The following is a 13,804-nucleotide window of genomic DNA, read 5'->3' as shown; positions in this document are numbered from 1 at the left end:
TCAATGGCTTGCGGTTTATTTTCAGTGGGCTGGTCCTTTTGTCCGGCGCCTTGTGTCAGAATCGTCTGCAACGAATGACCGGAGTGCCAGTTTTGACATCGCATTTCCTCAGCGAGCTGATTTCCTTCCTCGACGGCCTGCCCGAGCCGCGCATCGTGATGAGTGCCGACTACCGGATCATCGCCGCCAATGCCGCCTACACGCGCGAGTTCGGCGGCGGCCGGGAAATCGTCGGGCGCGCCTGCTACGAAGTCTCGCACCGCTTCAGCGTGCCTTGCGACCAGGCCGGCGAATCCTGTCCGCTCAAGCTCAGCCTCGAAGCCGGCGAACCGCAGCGCGTGCTCCACCTGCACCACACGCCGCGCGGCGAGGAACACGTCGCCGTCGAGACGTCGCCGATCCGCGACGAGACCGGCGAGATCGTCTATTTCGTCGAGACCATGCGAGTCGTCCGCCAGGCCAGCAGTCGGGCCGCGGCGCGCGGCCTGGTCGGGCGCTCGCCGGCCTTCGTCGGCATGCTCGACAAGATGATGCGGGTGGCGCCCTCGAATGCAGCCGTGCTGCTGCTCGGCGAAACCGGTACTGGCAAGGAACTGGTCGCGCATGCGATCCACGAGGCCAGTGCCCGTGCCGATGGTCCCTTTGTCGCGGTCGACTGCGCCGGGATGACGGAAACGCTGTTCGAGGCCGAATTGTTCGGTTACGAGAAGGGCGCCTTCACCGGGGCGACGCATCGCAAGATGGGACTGGTCGAGGCGGCTTCCGGTGGCACATTGTTTCTCGACGAGATCGGCGAGTTGCCGCTGGCGCTCCAGGTCAAGCTGCTGCGCCTGCTCGAGACCGGTACCTTCCGCCGGGTCGGCGGCCTCGACTGGCTGCCCGCCGATTTCCGCCTGGTTTCCGCGACCCACCGGGATCTTGCCGCGATGGTCCAGGCCGAGACCTTTCGCCGCGATCTCTATTTCCGGATCAATACCTTCCCGATCCGGACGCCGGCCCTGCATGAGCGCAGCAGCGACATCCCGCTGCTCGCCGAATCGCTGCTCGGCCGGGTCGACCGCAAACCCGGCCGGCGCTTCACCGAGGCCGCGCAAGCCTGGCTTTCCGGGCGCCGTTTCAGTGGCAACATCCGCGAACTGCGCAACCTGATCGAGCGGGCATCCCTGTTCGCCGATGGCGACAGCATCGATGTCGCCCATCTCGTCGAAATGGACGATTCACCCCCGGCACCTGCTGCCGTTGCTGACGGTAGCGGCTTCGCCGTCGATCGGGTAATCCCGCTCGACCGCCTGGAGAGCGCCTATCTCGACTGGGCGCGGCGCACGCATGGCGGCGATGCGGCAAGCCTGGCAGAGCGCCTGGGGGTCAGTACACGAACGCTGTATCGCAAGCTCGAACGCCGTGAATGATCACCGGGCTTGGTGATTTTGTTGTTTTATCAACGGGCTGTTCCTGGCCTTTGTCATTTTTATTGCCCTTTTTACCTTGATTTTTTTACCAAACCTTACAATCCGGAATGATTGTTAACCTAAAATCAAGTCGAACAGCTGTTTCCCAAATCCAATAGAGGTGCCATGTCCTCAAGTCGGCCGCAGTGCCGGCATGGCGTGGTCAACGTCGGTTCTTTGCGAGCGAACTCATGAAAATCAGAACGATCCCCTTTTTGCTGGCCGTGTCGGTTTATCCGGTACTCGGTCAGGCCCAGGAGCAGACCGCCCCGGAAGTGCAGCAGGCCCTGCGCGAGATTGCCCAGCAGGCGGTGCTGAAAAGCCCGGAGGTCACCACCAAGTGGCGCAACTACAAGGCGGCGGACGAGGAGATCGGGGTCGCGCGTGGCGGTTACTTTCCCCGTCTCGACCTGTCGGCTGGTGCCGGTCGCGAGAGCTTGCAGACGCCGCCGACGAACACCAAGGACGATTACAGCCGGCGTGGTTACTCGCTGACCTTGAACCAGATGGTTTTCGACGGCTTTGCCACGCGCAGCGAAGTCCGCAAACTCGACAAGGCCCGCCTGGTCCGTTACTACGAACTGCTCGAGGCTTCCGAGAATGTCGCCCTGGAAGCCAGCAAGGCTTATCTCGACGTTCTCCGCTATCGCTTCATGCTCGATCTGGCGGAAGACAACTACGTTCGCCACAAGGCGACCCACGAGCAACTGAAGGCACGTACCGCTTCCGGCGTCGGCCGTCGCGTCGATCTCGAGCAGGCTGGCAGCCGCCTGGCCCTGGCCGAAGTCAATCTGACCACGGAAACCGCGAACCTGCACGATGTCTCGGCCCGCTACCAGCGTCTGGTCGGCAGCATGCCGCCGGGGGTGATCATTCCGCCGCGCCTGGTTGGCAGCGCCTTGCCGCCTTCGCCGAAGGCCGCGCTGGAAACGCTGCATCGCCGCAATCCGACGCTGCATGCGGCGATCGAGAACATCGAGGCGGCCCAGCACGATATCGATGCCAAGCGTGCCGCCTACTCGCCGCGCGTCGATCTGCGGGCGCGGACCGAAAGCACCAACAACTACCTCGGCGCCCGCGGCGACCGCGACTACAACGTTGCCGAAGTCGTCGTCAGCTGGAACCTGTTCAACGGCGGTTCTGATCGTGCCCGCGAACGCCAGTACGTCGAACGCAAGCACATGGCCGTCGAGATGCGCGAAAAGGCCTGCCGCGATACCCGCCAGACCTTGTTGATCGCCTATAACGACGTTCAGCGTCTGCGCGAGCAGACCAGCTACCTGGCAACTCAGGTGGCGTTGCTTGAGCGGACTCGTGACGCCTACCGCGATCAGTTCAATGTCGGCCAGCGCACGCTGCTCGACTTGCTCGATACCGAAAACGAACTGCTCTCGGCCCGTCGTGCCTCGGTCAATGCCGATACCGACCTGACGCTGGCTTATCTGCGTACCTACGCCGGAATGGGTACGCTGCTCGAGTTTATGGGGTTGCAGAAACTGGATACCCATACGCCGACCGCGTCCGAACTGTCCGAACTCGATGCCGCCTCGCTCTGTCCGGCCGACTCGGTTGCCATCGGCAGCGAAGCGCGCGATGCGCTCGATGCCAAGGCCAGGGAAATGATGGTTGCGCCGCGTTCGCCAGTGGTCCCGCAAGCACCGGTGGCCGTGGTGTCTCAGGGGGCGGAAAAGGATATCGAGGGTCGTGTGCGTTCGTGGGCCGAGGCCTGGTCGGCGAAGGATTATTCCGCCTACACCGCCTTCTACGCCCAGACCTTCACGCCGGATGGCGGCCTGTCGCGGGAAGACTGGAACCAGTTGCGTCGCGCCCGGATTTCGCCGCGCGAAACGATCTCGGTCACGGTCGACAACCTGTCGGTGCGCATGGACGGGGAAGATCGCGCCTTCGCCGAGTTCGAGCAGACCTACCGCTCGAACATCTTCAACGACCGCGTCAAGAAGACCCTGGAGATGATCCGCGTCAATGGCAAGTGGCTGATCAACCGCGAGAGCTCGACGCCCTGCGTCGGCAACACGGTGGGCGGCTGCAAGGGGCTGTCGCGCTGATTCTGACCGACCGGGAGGCTCCCGGTCGGATCATTGAAGCGAAAAAAAACCGGGGTTTTCCCCGGTTTTTTGTTGTCGCTGTCTCTCGTTCAGCCAGCTTCGACCGATGAAACGAAGACGTAGCCCTGCGAGCGCAGGGTCTTGATGAAGCTGCTGCCGTCGGGCTGATTGCCGAGGATGCGCCGGATCTGGCTGACGTGCACGTCGATGATCCGGTCGTAGGGAACATATTCCCGCTTGAGTACGCGCGACAGCTTTTCACGCGACAAGGGCTCGAACGGATGCTCGAGGAAGGCCATCAGCAGCGCAAAGCCGGAAACCCCGATGGACACCGGCTGGCCGTCACCGTTGAGCAACTCGCGTGCGGCCGTGTCGAGCGTCCAGTGGGCGAAGCGCAGGCGTCGCATTTCCGGGCGCAGCGGTGCCGGCGCACTGCGCAACTGGCTGCGCCGCAGCAGGCTGCGCGTACGCGCCAGCAGTTCGCGCATGTTGCAGGGCTTGGGCAGGAAATCGTCGGCACCGATTTCGATACCGATGATGCGTTCGATTTCGTCCGAGCGGGTCGAATGGATCAGGACCGGAACTTCGGATTGCTGGCGCAGTTGCCGCAAAAGCTCGAGACCATCGGCATCGGGCAGGCTCAGGTCGAGAATGATGACGTCCGGGCTCTGGCCGAGGAGACGCCACATCGCTGCTCCGTTTTCGGCGAAAATACTCTCGATGCCGGCCGTGGCGAGCGTCGTCCCGAGCACGTGGCGAGTTCCCGGGTCATCTTCGACGATCAGTGCGGTCTGGGTCATGGGTTGGACAAAGATGCTCAATGGAAGCGATTGTAATGCATTGTAAAGGGAAGTGTGTGGCTGCCGGGCGGGACGGCGTGGCTCCCTTCGCTCGTGCGGCAGTCCGGCTTTACGATTCTTCAACCTTGCCTCTGGGCGGACGCGGGAGAATGACCACTTCTCCCAATGCCGGTGGTGTCCCCCGATGATGCTGATTCCCCAAAAGCTCGATGGCTTCGATGTCGAGGATGCCGTGGCCCGCATGCTTGATCGCCCTGAACTGTGGTGGCAGGCGGTCGGTTTCTTCGTGCATCATTTTGCCGGCTGGAAAACGACATGGCAGGCAAGTGTCGGCGACGACGCTGCCGAGCGCCGGCAGGTGCATGCGCTGCGCAGCGCCGCGGCGAATGTCGGTGCGGTGACCCTGGCCGCGGCTGCCGAGCGTCTCGAGAAGGCCCTGCTCTCGCGCCTCGACGGCAAGCCCGAAGAGATACCCGGGAACTGGCGGACGCTGCTCGGTGAAGCCTTCGACCGGGCCTGGGGCGCCGCTGCCCGGGCCTGGCAGGACGCCGGCTGCGACTTGCCGGAGCGACCGTGAGCCAGAGCCGGCCGGCATCGCTCAGCCGGCACCTGACCGGGACCAATCTCAAGGTCCTGCTGCCGGCCTTCCTGGTTTTGGCCTTGCTGATCCTGTTGACCGCAGGATGGCTCAATCTCGGGGAGCGCATCGATGAAAGCCGGGCGCGCCTGGCGCTGCTCCAGGATACATTTGCCGGCAGCCTGAACGGCGACGAAAACGTCCTTTCGCCCGGCTATGCGAACATCCTGCATGCGCAGACCGACTTGCGTTCGCTGGCCCTTTACCGCAGCGGCGGTGCCCTGTTTTTCGAATATCGCCGTCCGGACGTCGAGGCCGTTCCTCACGCCTGGCCTGAGGACATCCGGGACGGTTACCGCGTGGCCTGGGACCGCATCGACTTTGCCGGTCCGGTCGTGCGTGACGGTGCTCAGGTCGGCTGGATAGGGATCAGTATCGACCTGGCGCAGTTGCACGGGCAGTTGCTGGCTTACGCGCTGCTGATCCTGGTCGAATTCGCGCTGGCGCTGTGGGTCATCCTGCGCCTGCAGGCGGCCGAGGTCGAAGGGGCGATGCGGCCGCTCGGGCTGCTCAACGAAAGCATGGCCGAAATCTCGCTCGGTCGCCTCGATGCCCGCGCGCCGCACGCCGACATCGCCGAGTTCGACCGTCTCAGCGAAGGTTTCAACCAGATGGTCGCGCAGATTCGCGAGCGCGACCACTGGCTGGCCTCGCATCTCGGCAACCTCGAGCAGATCGTCGAGCAGCGCACGCGCGAGTTGCGCCAGGCGAAGGAGGTGGCCGAGGCCGGCAGCCAGGCCAAGAGCGAGTTCCTGGCAACGATGAGTCACGAGATCCGGACGCCGATGAACGGCGTTCTCGGAATGACCGAACTCCTGCTCAATACCGAGCTGACACCGACGCAGCGCCAGTTCGTCGAGGCGGTCGACCGTTCCGGCCGCCACCTGCTGGCGATCATCAACGACGTGCTCGATTTTTCCAAGATCGAGTCGGGGCATTTCGAACTCGAGGAGACGGTTTTCGACCTCGGCCAGTTGCTCGAGGATGCGGTCGAACTATTCTCGCGCCCGGCGCACAAGAAAGGCCTGGCCCTGCTGATCGAACTGCCGGCCGCCGGTTCCCTGCGGGTCCGCGGGGACGCGCTGCGCCTGCGCCAGGTGGTTGCCAACCTGCTCAACAATGCAGTCAAGTTCACCGATCAGGGCGAAATCGCGGTGGTCCTGCGCCGTCTGCCGGCCGCCGCCGATCGTCTGCGCTGCGAACTGCAGGTGCGCGACAGCGGCATCGGCATTCCGCTCGAGGCGCAGCAGCGCATCTTCGAGCACTTCGCCCAGGCCGATGGCTCGACCACCCGCCGCTTTGGCGGTACCGGGCTCGGCCTGGCGATCTGCCGGCGCCTGGTCGACATGATGGGCGGCACGATTGGCGTCGATAGCCGGCCCGGCGCCGGTGCCTGCTTTACCGTTTCGCTCGAACTGCCGCTGGTCGAACCCGGTCTGGCCGACGTTGACGCTGCGGCGACGTTGCGCCGGGTCGGGCCGCAGGCCGAGGCCGCCGAACCGGCGTTGCCGCGCTTGCGCGGACGCGTCTTGCTGGCCGAGGACAACGAGAGCAACCAGATCGTCGCACGCACCCACCTCGAGCGCTTCGGCCTGCAGGTACTGGTCGTCACCAACGGCCAGCAGGCGCTGGACATGCTTGCGCAGGAGCATTTCGACCTGGTCCTGATGGATTGCCAGATGCCGGTGCTCGACGGTTTTTCCGCCTGCGCGGCCTTGCGCCAGCGCGAGACGCAGGGCGGCAGTCCGCGGCTGCCGGTGGTCGCGCTGACCGCCAACGCCATGAACGATGATCGTGAGCGCTGCCTGGCGGCGGGGATGGACGACTATCTGGCCAAACCCTATCGCGGCGAGGAAATGCTGGCCGTGCTCGAGCGCTGGCTGCCGCGCGAGCGGCGCAAGCCGCAAGCGACGGCCAGCGGCGGTGGTGCGCTGACGGCGGCGAGTCCGCTTGATCCCGGGGCCTTCGAGCAGATGCGCAGCCTGGCGCCGGCCGGCGCCAATGCGCTGATCCGACAACTGGTCGAGGCTTATCTGCGAGGGGGCGAAGGGCTCTGGCAGGATTACCAGCAGGCGCTGGCGGCCGGTGATGCGGTGGCGATGGCGAGCGCCTGCCACACGCTCAAGTCGAGCAGCTACAACGTCGGCGCCCTGCGTTTCGCCGGCCTCTGCCGCGAAGTTGAGGGCTTGTGCCGCGCCGGCCGGGCCGAGGAAGTCCAGGCTCTCAATGCCGGCCTGGCCAGCGAATGGGATGCCGTGCGCGAGGCCCTGGCGGCCTTGCTTGACAAGGAGTTGCGATGAGCATGACAGCCCTCCGCGTACTTGCCGCCGACGACGATCCGACCATGGCGATCCTGCTGCGGGCTGTGCTCGCGGCGCCGGATTTCGACCTGTGCCTGGTTGCCGACGGCGATGCTGCGCTTGCCGCCTGTGCCGAGCCGGGGCGCTTCGACATCGTCCTGCTCGATGTCGAGATGCCCGGCCGCGATGGCCTGCAGGTTGCTGCCGAACTGCGTCGCCGCGACGGAACGGACCTGCCGATCGTCCTCCTGACCGGGCGCGAGGATGCCGCCTTCGCGGCGGCACTGGCCGCCCTGCCGGCCCGACACCTGGCCAAGCCGGTGAACTGGACGACGCTGCCCGACCAGCTGCGGGAGTGGCTGCGCTTTTCCGGCAACTCGGGTTAGACTCCGGGCGGGGCCAAGACCCCATTCATACGGAGGATAAATAATGATCAAAAAAGCCATTCCCGCGCTGTTGACCGTGATCGTCGTCATGGCGCCGGCCCAGGCCTCGGAGGAGCTGGCCAAGGCCAAGAACTGCATGACCTGCCACTCGATCGAACGCAAGATCGTCGGCCCGAGCTACAAGGAAATCGCTGCCAAGCGCGCTGCCGAAAAGGGGGCCGAAGCGGCGCTCGCCGGCAAGATCAAGGGCGGCAGCAAGGACGAATGGGGCAAGGTGCCGATGCCCGCCAACGCGGTCAGCGATGCCGAGGCGGCGACGCTGGCCAAGTGGGTCCTGTCGTTCAAGTAAGTTGGCCTGAGCAGCAAGGCGCCCGCAGAGGCGCCTGACATCACAACCTGACGGAGACAGACATGCAGCCGTTGACTTCCGAACAGCGGCGACGGCGCTGGATGGCCCTGGCCATCGTCGCGCTGGCGTACATCCTTTCGTTCTTCCAGCGTTTCGCGCCGGCCGGCATCGCCCAGGACCTGGCCGCCGCCTTCCAGACCTCGGCGGCTTCGCTCGGCGTGCTCGCCGCCACCTATTTCTACATCTACACGGTCATGCAGATCCCGACCGGGATCCTTGCCGATACCCTCGGCCCGCGCCGGATCCTCGCACTCGGCGGCCTGGTCGGCGGCGTCGGCAGCCTGCTCTTCGGCCTGGCGCCGACGCTCGAGATCGCGCTGGTTGGCCGCACCCTGGTCGGCCTCGGCGTTTCGGTGATCTTCATCGCGATGCTCAAGCTGGTCGCCGTGTGGTTCGAGGAAAACCGCTTCGCGACCATCGTCGGCATCTGCATGCTGGTCGGCAACCTCGGCTCGGTGCTGGCCGGGGCGCCGCTCTCGGCGCTCGCCCAGGCGACCGGCTGGCGCGGCGTGTTCATCGGCGTCGGCGTGGTGTCGCTGGTCCTCGGCGTGCTCTGCTGGCTGCTCGTCCGCGATGCGCCGACCGCCTCGGGCGAGGCGGTGCGTCCGCGTTTCGACCGCACCGCCGTGCTCTCCAGCCTGCTGGCGGTGATCCGCAACCGCGCCACCTGGCCGGCGGCGCTGGTCAATACCGGCATGTCCGGTTCGTTCTTCACCTTTGCCGGCTTGTGGGCAACACCCTACCTGATGCAGGTGCACGCCATGGAGCGTGCCGTCGCCGCCAGCCACCTGTCGTTGTGGTTCGGTGGCTTCGCTGTCGGCTGCCTGTTCATCGGCAGCCTTTCCGACCGGCTCGGCCGGCGCAAGCCGGTGATGATCGCGGTCTCGCACCTGTACGTCGCGATCTGGCTGGTTCTGCTCTCCTGCGTGACCCTGCCGCTGGCCCTGTCGTACGCGCTTTTTGCCCTGCTCGGCCTGTCCACCGCCGGCTTCAGCCTGACCTGGGCGTGTGCCAAGGAGGTCAATCCGCCCTTGCTGTCGGGGATGTCGACCAGCGTCGCCAACATGGGCGGCTTCCTCTGTGCCGCAATCATGCAGCCGGTCGTCGGCTGGATCATGGACCTCGGCTGGCAGGGCGAGACGCTCGCCGGCGCCCGGGTCTACGACGTCGCCACCTGGCAGCACGGCGTGCTCGCGGTGACCTTGTGCGCGGCGCTCGGTGCCGCAGCCAGCTGGCGCATCCGCGAAACCGGCTGCCGCAACATCTGGCAGGCTGCCTGATCGACCCCTGACGGCGCGCCGCGCTTGCGGCGGCTTCGTGAATTAGCGTATGCTTATATTCATGAAGCCCATCGCCGCCGTTCTGGTTTTTGCCCTCGGACTGACGTCGACCGTGACATTCGCGGCCGACGCCTTGCCGGTGGTCGTCGTCCGCCCGCAGCCGGTGGCCCTCGGTTTTGTCGCCGAATCGGTGGTCGAGGCGGTGCACCAGGCGACGGTTGGCGCGCGGGTTGCCGGCCGCGTCGTCGAGGTACACGCCGATGCCGGCCAGACGGTCGCCCGCGGGGCGCTGCTGATGCGCCTCGACGCCCGCGAGGCGAGCGAGGCGGCGCGTGCCGCCGAGGCGCAATACACGGTGGCCCGGCTCAGCTACGAGCGCCAGCGCCAGTTGCAGGCACAGAATTTCGTCAGCCAGGCGGCGCTCGACAAGGCCCGCGCCGATCTCGATGCCGCCGCCGCCGAGCGCAGCGCCGCCGGCGCCGGCCAGAGCCATGCCACCATCGTCGCCCCGATCGCCGGCGTCGTCGCCCGCCGCCACGCCGAGGCCGGCGACATGGCGCTGCCGGGCACGCCGCTGTTCACGATCTACCAGCCGGGCGGCCTGCGCGTCAGCGCCAGCATCCCGCAGCACCGACTGGCGGAAATGCGCCGGGTGCGCACGGCGCGGGTCGAGTTTCCCGAACTCGGCAAGTCGGTCGAGGCGACCGCCGTGCAACTGCTGCCGACCGCCGACGCGGCGACCCACGTGTCGCTGGTGCGCGTCAGCCTGCCGCCGCTGCCGGAAGCCGTGCCGGGCATGTTCGCCCGCGTCCGCTTCATCACCGGCAGCGCCGACAAGCTGACCGTGCCAGCCAGCGCCGTGCTCCGTCGCGGCGAAGTCGCCGCTGTCTATGTGCAGCTGGCCGACGGGCGGCTGAGCTTGCGCCAGCTGCGCCTGGGCGAAGCTGTCGGTGACGGCGGCTTCGAGGTGCTGGCGGGGCTGGCCGCCGGCGACAAGGTGGTCGTCGATGCGCGGCGGGCGGCGTTGCCGCCGCGTCCGGGCAACTAGGCCGTGGCCGCCGACTCCGCCGCGCCGGGCATCGCCGGCCGCCTCGCTGCGGCCTTCCAGGATTCGCGCATCACCCCGCTGCTGGCGCTGGTCGCCTTCCTGCTCGGTGTTTTCGCGACGCTGGTGACGCCGCGCGAGGAAGAGCCGCAGATCGACGTGACCATGGCCGACGTGCTGGTCGCCTGGCCCGGGGCCTCGGTCCGTGACGTCGAGAGCCTGCTGGCAACGCCGGGCGAGCAGGTGCTGTCGCGCATGCACGGTGTCGAACACGTGTATTCGATGGCGCAGCCGGGCCGGGCGGTGCTCACCGTGCAGTTCGCGGTTGGCGTCAAGTACAACGACGCGGTGCTGCGCCTGCACGACACCGTGATCAGCCACCGCGACTGGCTGCCGGCCGGCCTCGGCGTCGCCGAGCCGGTGATCAAGCCACGCGGCATCGACGATGTGCCGATCGTCGCGCTGACCTTCCATACCGCCGATCCGGCGCGCTCGGCCTACGAGTTGCAGCAGGTGGCGCGGGCGGTCGAGATCGAACTGAAACGGATCCCGGGCACGCGCGACGTGTCCACGCTCGGCGGCCCCGACCACGTGCTGCGCGTGCTGCTCGACGGCGAGCGGATGAACGCCTTTGCCATCACGCCGCAGGAGATCGCTGCTGCGCTGAGCGTGGCCAATACCGCGCAGACGTCCGGCAGCCTGGTCGGCGGCAATCGCGAAATCCTCGTCGAAACCGGCGCCCTCCTCGAGACGGCGGCCGATGTGAAAAACCTGGTGGTCGCGGTGCGCGAGCGCAAGCCGGTTTACCTGGGCGACGTCGCCACGGTCGACGCCGGCCCCGACCAGCCGCGGCGTTACGCCTGGCACGGAACGAAGGCGGGCGAGTTCCCGGCGGTGACCCTGCAGCTTTCCAAGCAGCCCGGCGTCAATGCCGCCGATATCGCGAATGCGACGGTCGACCGCATCGAAAGCCTGAAAAACGTCGTCATCCCGGACGGCGTCGAGGTCACGGTTACCCGCAACTACGGGGCGACGGCGACCGAGAAGGCGCAGAAACTGATCGGCAAGCTGGCCTTCGCCACCGCTTTTGTTGTACTGCTGGTGTTCTTCGCCCTGGGTAAGCGCGAAGCGCTGATCGTCGGCATCGCCGTGACATTGACCCTGGCGGCGACCCTGTTCGCCTCCTGGGCCTGGGGCTTCACGCTGAACCGGGTGTCGCTGTTCGCGCTGATCTTCTCGATCGGCATCCTCGTCGACGACGCCATCGTCGTCGTCGAGAACATCCACCGCTGGCAAGGCCTGCATCCGGAAAAATCCTTGCGCGAGATCATCCCCGGCGCCGTCGACGAGGTCGGCGGACCGACCATCCTGGCGACGCTGACGGTGATTGCCGCGCTGTTGCCGATGGCCTTCGTCTCCGGGCTGATGGGACCGTACATGAGCCCGATCCCGATCAATTCGTCGATGGGCATGGCCATCTCGCTGGCCATCGCCTTCGTCGTCACGCCCTGGCTGGCGCTGCGCCTGATGCGCGCCGACGCCGCCGGCCATGGTCCGGCGGCGGTGACGACGCTGGACGCCCGCCTCGACGGCATGTTCCGCAAGCTGCTGACGCCCTTCCTCGATCCGCTGAGCGGGGGCGCGGCACGCCTCAAGCTGGCCGTCGCCGTCGTCGTGCTGATCCTCGGTTCAATGTCGCTGGCCTACTTCCAGTGGGTCGTGCTGAAAATGCTGCCCTTCGACAACAAGAGCGAGTTCCAGATCGTCGTCGACATGCCGCTGGGCACGCCGGTCGAGGAAACCGCGCGCGTGCTCCAGGAAATCGGCGGCGTGCTGGCCACGGTCGAGGAAGTGAGCAATTACCAGGCTTACGCCGGCAGCGCCAGCCCGATCAACTTCAACGGCCTGGTCCGCCAGTACTACCTGCGTTCGGCGCCGGAGAAGGGCGACATCCAGGTCAACCTGGTGGACAAGGCGCAGCGCTCGCGGCAGAGCCACGCCATCGCCGTTTCGCTGCGCGACGCGGTCGAGGCCATCGGCCGGCGCAACGGCGGCGTCGCCAAGGTGGTCGAGGTGCCGCCCGGGCCGCCGGTGCTGTCGCCGATCGTCGCCGAGGTCTATGGTCCCGACTACGCCGGCCAGATCGAGGTGGCCCGGCAGCTGCGCCGGGTCTTTGCCCAGACCCCCGACATCGTCGGCATCGACGACAGCATCGACGCCGATGCCGGCAAGCTGGTGCTGCACGTCCTCCAGGCCAAGGCCGCCCAACTCGGCGTCGCCCAGCGCGACATCGTCGACATCGTCGGCATCGGCCTGGGCGGCCTCGACGTCACGCCGCTGCGCAATACCGGGGCGAAGTTTGCGGTGCCGGTGCGGATCACGCTGCCGGCGGCGCAGAAATCGACGCTCGATGCCCTGCTCAAGCTGCGTGTCCGCGCCGGCGACGGCCATCTGGTGCCGGTCTCGGAACTGGTCGAGGTGCGCCAGGCCGGGCGCGAGAAGACCATCTACCACAAGGACCTGCAGCCGGTCGTCCGGGTCTTCGGCGACATGGGCGGCAAGCTCGATTCGCCGCTCTACGGCATGTTCGACATCCGCAGCCGGAGCGAGGGCATGCCATTGCAGGAAGGCGGCCGGCTCGGCGAATGGTTCATCCGCCCGCCGGCCGACCCCTACGCCGGCTACAGCATCAAGTGGGACGGCGAATGGCAGATCACCTACGAGACTTTCCGCGACATGGGCCTGGCCTACGCGGTCGGCTTGATCCTGATCTATCTGCTGGTGGTCGCTCACTTTGGTAGCTACCTGGTGCCGCTGGTGATCATGGCGCCGATCCCGCTGACGATCATCGGCGTCATGCCCGGGCATGCGTTGTTCGGCGCCCAGTTCACCGCCACCTCGATGATCGGGATGATCGCGCTGGCCGGCATCATCGTCCGCAACTCGATCCTGCTCGTTGATTTCATCCGCCAGCAGGTCGCCGCCGGCGTCGATTTCCGCGCCGCGGTGATCCAGTCGGCGGCGGTGCGCGCCAAGCCGATCGCGCTGACCGCGCTGGCCGCGATGCTCGGCGCGCTCTTCATCGTCGACGACCCGATCTTCAACGGCCTGGCGCTGGCGCTGATCTTCGGCATCCTGGTGGCGACGCTGCTCACCCTGGTCGTCATCCCGGTCCTTTATTACGCCGCTTTCCGCAAGGAGCATCAAGCATGACCACCGAACGCATCATCCGCATCCTCGCCGGCTTCTTCGTCATGCTCTCGCTGGCGCTCGGCTGGCAGGGCAGCCCGCTCTTCGTTTCCGAGTGGTTCCTGGCGTTCACCGCCTTCGTCGGCTTCAACCTGTTCCAGAGCGGCTTCACCGGTTTCTGTCCGCCGGAGAAGCTGCTGCGCCGGCTCGGGGTGCGTGGCGGCGGCTCCTGCGGCAATTGAGG

The 13,804-nt window shown here is 66.6% G+C and carries 11 protein-coding genes; 10 read left to right on the top strand and 1 reads right to left on the bottom strand.

Annotation, left to right across the window (positions count from 1 at the left end):
• Window positions 1-92: 92 nt before the first annotated feature.
• Window positions 93-1,409, top strand: coding sequence for a sigma-54 interaction domain-containing protein (locus DFR40_RS07180; protein WP_245985628.1), 1,317 nt, complete (start codon window positions 93-95; stop codon window positions 1,407-1,409).
• 230 nt (window positions 1,410-1,639) lie between these two features.
• Window positions 1,640-3,514: a TolC family outer membrane protein gene (locus DFR40_RS07175; RefSeq protein ID WP_121457797.1), complete on the top strand. Its 1,875-nt coding sequence runs from the start codon at window positions 1,640-1,642 to the stop codon at window positions 3,512-3,514.
• Between the two features lie 89 nt (window positions 3,515-3,603).
• On the opposite strand, the gene DFR40_RS16940 is transcribed toward DFR40_RS07175, so the two are convergent.
• A complete protein-coding gene (locus DFR40_RS16940; protein WP_170160172.1) occupies window positions 3,604-4,314 on the bottom strand; it encodes a response regulator in 711 nt (236 codons plus the stop codon).
• Window positions 4,315-4,501: 187 nt separating this feature from the next.
• Here DFR40_RS16940 and DFR40_RS07165 point away from each other — a divergent pair, with 187 nt between their 5' ends.
• The 8 genes from DFR40_RS07165 to DFR40_RS07130 all read left to right on the top strand — a co-directional run bounded on the left by DFR40_RS07165 (window position 4,502) and on the right by DFR40_RS07130 (window position 13,802).
• The gene (locus DFR40_RS07165; RefSeq protein WP_170160171.1) at window positions 4,502-4,891 is read left to right on the top strand and encodes an Hpt domain-containing protein; all 390 of its coding nucleotides are present in this window, start codon (window positions 4,502-4,504) and stop codon (window positions 4,889-4,891) included.
• A complete protein-coding gene (locus DFR40_RS07160; RefSeq protein WP_121457795.1) occupies window positions 4,888-7,251 on the top strand; it encodes an ATP-binding protein in 2,364 nt (787 codons plus the stop codon). The genes DFR40_RS07165 and DFR40_RS07160 overlap by 4 nt, the downstream gene beginning before the upstream one ends.
• Window positions 7,248-7,637: a response regulator gene (locus tag DFR40_RS07155; protein WP_121457794.1), complete on the top strand. Its 390-nt coding sequence runs from the start codon at window positions 7,248-7,250 to the stop codon at window positions 7,635-7,637. Before DFR40_RS07160 ends, DFR40_RS07155 begins: the two co-directional genes overlap by 4 nt.
• 43 nt (window positions 7,638-7,680) lie before the next feature.
• On the top strand, window positions 7,681-7,986 hold the full coding sequence (locus tag DFR40_RS07150) for a c-type cytochrome (RefSeq protein ID WP_121457793.1): 306 nt from the start codon (window positions 7,681-7,683) through the stop codon (window positions 7,984-7,986).
• 62 nt (window positions 7,987-8,048) lie between these two features.
• On the top strand, window positions 8,049-9,326 hold the full coding sequence (locus DFR40_RS07145) for an MFS transporter (RefSeq protein WP_121457792.1): 1,278 nt from the start codon (window positions 8,049-8,051) through the stop codon (window positions 9,324-9,326).
• A gap of 61 nt (window positions 9,327-9,387) precedes the next feature.
• Complete coding sequence (locus DFR40_RS07140; protein WP_245985627.1) at window positions 9,388-10,374, top strand: efflux RND transporter periplasmic adaptor subunit; 987 nt, start codon at window positions 9,388-9,390, stop codon at window positions 10,372-10,374.
• A 3-nt stretch (window positions 10,375-10,377) separates the two neighbouring features.
• Window positions 10,378-13,584 carry an efflux RND transporter permease subunit gene (locus DFR40_RS07135; RefSeq protein WP_121457790.1) on the top strand — a complete coding sequence of 1,069 codons (3,207 nt, stop codon included), beginning with the start codon at window positions 10,378-10,380 and terminating at the stop codon, window positions 13,582-13,584.
• A complete protein-coding gene (locus DFR40_RS07130; protein ID WP_121457789.1) occupies window positions 13,581-13,802 on the top strand; it encodes a YgaP family membrane protein in 222 nt (73 codons plus the stop codon). Before DFR40_RS07135 ends, DFR40_RS07130 begins: the two co-directional genes overlap by 4 nt.
• Window positions 13,803-13,804 lie beyond the last annotated feature (2 nt).

This window comes from Azonexus fungiphilus (genome assembly GCF_003634965.1).
Classification (GTDB): domain Bacteria; phylum Pseudomonadota; class Gammaproteobacteria; order Burkholderiales; family Rhodocyclaceae; genus Azonexus; species Azonexus fungiphilus.
This window is presented reverse-complemented; position numbering and strand designations above follow the sequence as displayed.